The organism is Okeania sp. SIO2B9 (assembly GCF_010672505.1).
In the GTDB taxonomy this organism is placed as follows: Bacteria; Cyanobacteriota; Cyanobacteriia; order Cyanobacteriales; family Microcoleaceae; genus Okeania; species Okeania hirsuta.
Genome location: NZ_JAAHGK010000702.1, coordinates 1 through 4,062 on the forward strand (window position 1 = coordinate 1; position 4,062 = coordinate 4,062).

Sequence of the window (4,062 nt, forward strand, 5' to 3'; positions counted from 1 at the left end):
TCTGAGTTCTCAGGTTTTACTCTATCTGCGTCTTTTCCTTCAACTACTATAATTATTTATTAGCTAAGAAAAAAAGTGCATTTATCCTAAGTAGTGATTTGTCGGTCAATTCAGCTATTAATTATCAATACTTCCTGCAATAGATAAGCTTTGAGAATGCAGGATTTTATTTTTGATATCCTTAAAATGTGAGGGTATAAGCCTAATTTTTTGGTCATACGAAAATGATTTTGATAAAAAATATGCTGACAAATACTACCTAATTTTCTACATATTTTTTCGATTCATTTTTGATTTAATTAGATTGATAATTTATCTTATAGCAGTCGAAGCAAAGGGCGTGGATATATAAGCTTAAAACTCAGACAACGAAGATTTTTTCTTTTCTCCTAGATAACTAAAGGACTTCTTTCTTCTGCTATAAAAATAATTATTTACTAAGTAATACTTCGATTTAGCTAATATCTTTTATAGTAGTTGAAGCAAAGGGCGTGGACATATAAGTTTAAAACTCAGACAACGAAGATTTTTCCTTATCTCCTAGATAACCAAAACCTTCTTGCTTCTTACTTCTTCCTTCTTCTCTTTAATTATTGGGGATAAAAGCTAGTATTCAATAATTAATAATTAACAATTACCTCTCCTTGAAAAAAAGAGGATTGACGCTTAAGAAAATTTTTTTATTTTTCCTCCTTTAAAGGAGAAGCTTTAAACCTTAATTATTAGGTAAAGTTAGAAGTTATAGCGTTTCTCAGACTAATGAAATACACCTATCTTTATTTCTATTCTACTCCCTACTCCCTACTTCCTACTCCCTAAAAGTTAAATGAATAAATCACAAGTATCACCAATTAATAGTCTTTGGCTATTTATGATAGTTTCAGCTACAGTTATAGCAGCATATAACGGTAGGATGACAGAAATAACTGAAGCATCGTTTGAATCTGTAAAAAATGCTGTTACTTTAGCCATTGGATTAATTGGTAGTATGGCATTATGGCTAGGCATAATTCAAGTAGTTGAAACAGCAGGAGGAATGATTGTAATTGCTCGTTTAATTCGTCCTGTAATGGTGAAACTTTTTCCTGATATACCTGCATCTCACTCTGCAATGTCTGCCATTATTTTGAATATAGCTGCTAATGCTTTAGGGTTAGGAAATGCTGCGACACCAATGGGTTTAAAAGCAATGGTAGAAATGGATAAATTAAATCCGGAAAAGGGAACTGCTACAGATGCTATGTGTTTATTTTTAGCTATTAATACTTCTTCAGTTACGATTATTCCTATTAGTGTAATAACTGTTCGAGCTAGTGCTGGTGTTACTAACCCTGGAGATATTATTTTACCTGCAATTTTTGCTACTTTTTGTTCTACAATTACGGCTATTTTCGCAGCAAAGTTTTTCGCACGTCGGCAATCTATTTATAGTTTAAATCAATCTATTTCGTCAGCAGATTTAGATTGCAATGATTTATTAGAAGGCGAGACAAAGATATCTGAATTAACTCCACCTAACAAAATTGGAAAATTAATTTTTGCTAGTTTAATCGGTGCTTTTTTAGGTGCAGTAATTTATCGCTTAAATCTCAAAGGCATCACCTATATTTTTAGTTTTGCTTTTCTGGAGAGTGTGTCTAATTGGTTATTACCAATATTAATTTGTTCATTTCTACTTTTTGGCTATTTTCGAGGAGTTAAAGTTTATGAAAAAATGACGGAAGGAGCAAAAGCAGGATTTGAAGTTGCCGTCAGAATAATTCCTTTTATGGTAGCAATTTTTGTGGCTATTGGAATGTTTAGAGTAAGTGGCGCTCTAGATATTTTTGCTGTAATTTTATCGCCTATCACTAATTTAATTGGAATGCCGACTGAAGCACTACCTATGGCGTTGATTAGACCTTTATCTGGCAGTGGTGCTTTTGGTATTATGTCGGAAATAGTGACAAATGAACCCCATAGTTTTCTTTCTTATTTAGTATCAACTATGCAGGGTTCTACTGAGACTACTTTTTATGTATTGGCTGTTTATTTTGGTAGTGTTGGAATTAAAAAAACTAGATATGCTTTACCTACTGCTTTATGTGCTGATGTCGCAGGAATTTTAGCTTCTCTTGTCGTTTGTCGGATGATGTTTTGATGATTAAACAAGCATTGAAGAAGGAAGAAGGAAGAAGGAAGAAAAAATGGATGGGGACTCAAACCCTAACCAATTGTCAACACCGTGTAGACGGCGGGTTATTAAACCCAAAATAAAATGATAATTTCAATTGAAATTTTATTTCTAATCTTATATTAGACATCTCCATAAAAGAGGAAGTAGGTAGTAGGGAGTAGGTGAAAATAATTAATAATTTCTGTACGATAATTAATTGGATTTTTTATAATCGAAGATAGTCTATTTATGAAATATAGTAATACACAGCTAGGTTACGACTCAATTCGGTTCAGTTAAGGATTTTTTTTGGCAGTTATATCATCTAAAGAGCTACTCTAGTCGAATGATGTTTTGATGATTAAACAAGCAATAATATCAATTAAAATTTTATTTCCAATCTTATATTAGACATCTCCATAAAAGAGGAAGTAGGTAGTAGGGAGTAGGTGGAAAGAATTAATAATTTCTGTGCGATAATTAATTTGATTTTTTATGATCGGAGATGTCAATTTATGAAATATAGCAATAGACAGGTAGGTTAGGACGCAATTCTGTTCAGTTAAGAATTTTTTTGGCAGTTCTGTCATCTGAAGAGGTACTCTAATGGTTCGATAATTTATGAGTTTTGGTCTTATCTATTTGCACAGCATTCCGTAGGAAACCATATTTGTTGAGGACTTATGTAGATGATGATCTGAATAAGGGTAAATGTTTTTCCCACTGTTCCCTGCTATAAGAAAAAAAAGAGAAATCAAAAATATCAGATTTTTTATCTGAAGTAAATCATGGCAATTTTCACAAATATAGTAATTTTAGATAACAATGAAATACTGTTTCGCCTGGAAGGAATTCAAGGTAAGAAGACCTGGTGTCAATCTCAACTGAAATGACTATAATTCTACAAACAGCAAATTTTCTATCTGCATATCTAAATTATTCCTCTTGATTTATTTTTCCCTTTTTTTGATTTCTTCTTGCTGCAAAAAACGAATTATCAACTGATGGATATAATTAGCTGCTATCAAATCCTATTTTCTACCTATCTCTACCATTATTTCCTTTGATTCATTCTTCCATCTGAAATTTCAGTACATCCTCATTTCCAATTTTATACCTTGATAAACAAGGAAATTCTTGGTATTCTAATTCAAGTCCTAATTTTACACAAAAATTCTATGAAAGCAGTCACTATTAATCAGTATGGTTCTATTGATGTCTTGGAATATTCAGATATTGACAAACCTCAAATTACACCCAATCAATTATTAGTAAAAATTCACGCTACAAGTGTTAACCCTGTCGATTGGAAAATTCGACAAGGACAACTACAATTATTATCAGGTTTTAACTTTCCTATTATTTTAGGTTCTGACTTATCTGGAGTTGTATTAGAAGTAGGGGAAGAAGTAGAAAGTTTTGAACCAGGAGATGAAATTTATACATTTATTAATCCATTAACAGGAGGTGCTTATGCTGAATATATTGCTATACCTGCAAATACTGCGGCATTAAAACCAAAAAATATGACTCATTCTCAAGCAGCAACAGTTCCAGTTGCAGGTTTAACTGCTTTTCAAGGATTACTTGATTTAGGTCAAATTAGACCAGGACAAAAAGTATTAATTAATGGTGCTTCTGGTGGAGTTGGTATCTTTGCAGTACAAATTGCCAAAGCAATGAAAGCTGAAGTAATAGGTGTTTGTAGTAGTAACAATATTACCCTAGTAGAAAGTTTAGGAGCAAATCGGGTTATTGACTATAATCAAATTGATTTTACTCAAGAATTAGAGCAGTATGATATTATTTTTGACGCTGTGGGTAAAGAAACTTTTTCTAGTTGTGAAAATATCTTGAAACCACAGGGGATTTATATATCTACTCTGCCAACTGTAGATAATTTACCT

At 32.1% G+C, this 4,062-nt stretch carries 2 protein-coding genes; both read left to right on the plus strand.

Features of this window, described 5'->3' with window-relative positions:
- Positions 1–826 precede the first annotated feature (826 nt).
- A complete protein-coding gene (locus tag F6K13_RS21940; protein WP_124144494.1) occupies positions 827–2,140 on the plus strand; it encodes a nucleoside recognition domain-containing protein in 1,314 nt (437 codons plus the stop codon).
- A 1,193-nt stretch (positions 2,141–3,333) separates the two neighbouring features.
- Positions 3,334–4,062 (plus strand): NAD(P)-dependent alcohol dehydrogenase (locus F6K13_RS21945; RefSeq protein ID WP_287288375.1); only part of this gene is annotated, 729 nt, incomplete at its 3' end.

Coding starts and splice junctions, on each gene's coding strand:
- F6K13_RS21940 (WP_124144494.1), top strand. CDS start 827: ATGAATAAATCACAAGTATCACCAATTAATAGTCTTTGGCTATTTATG.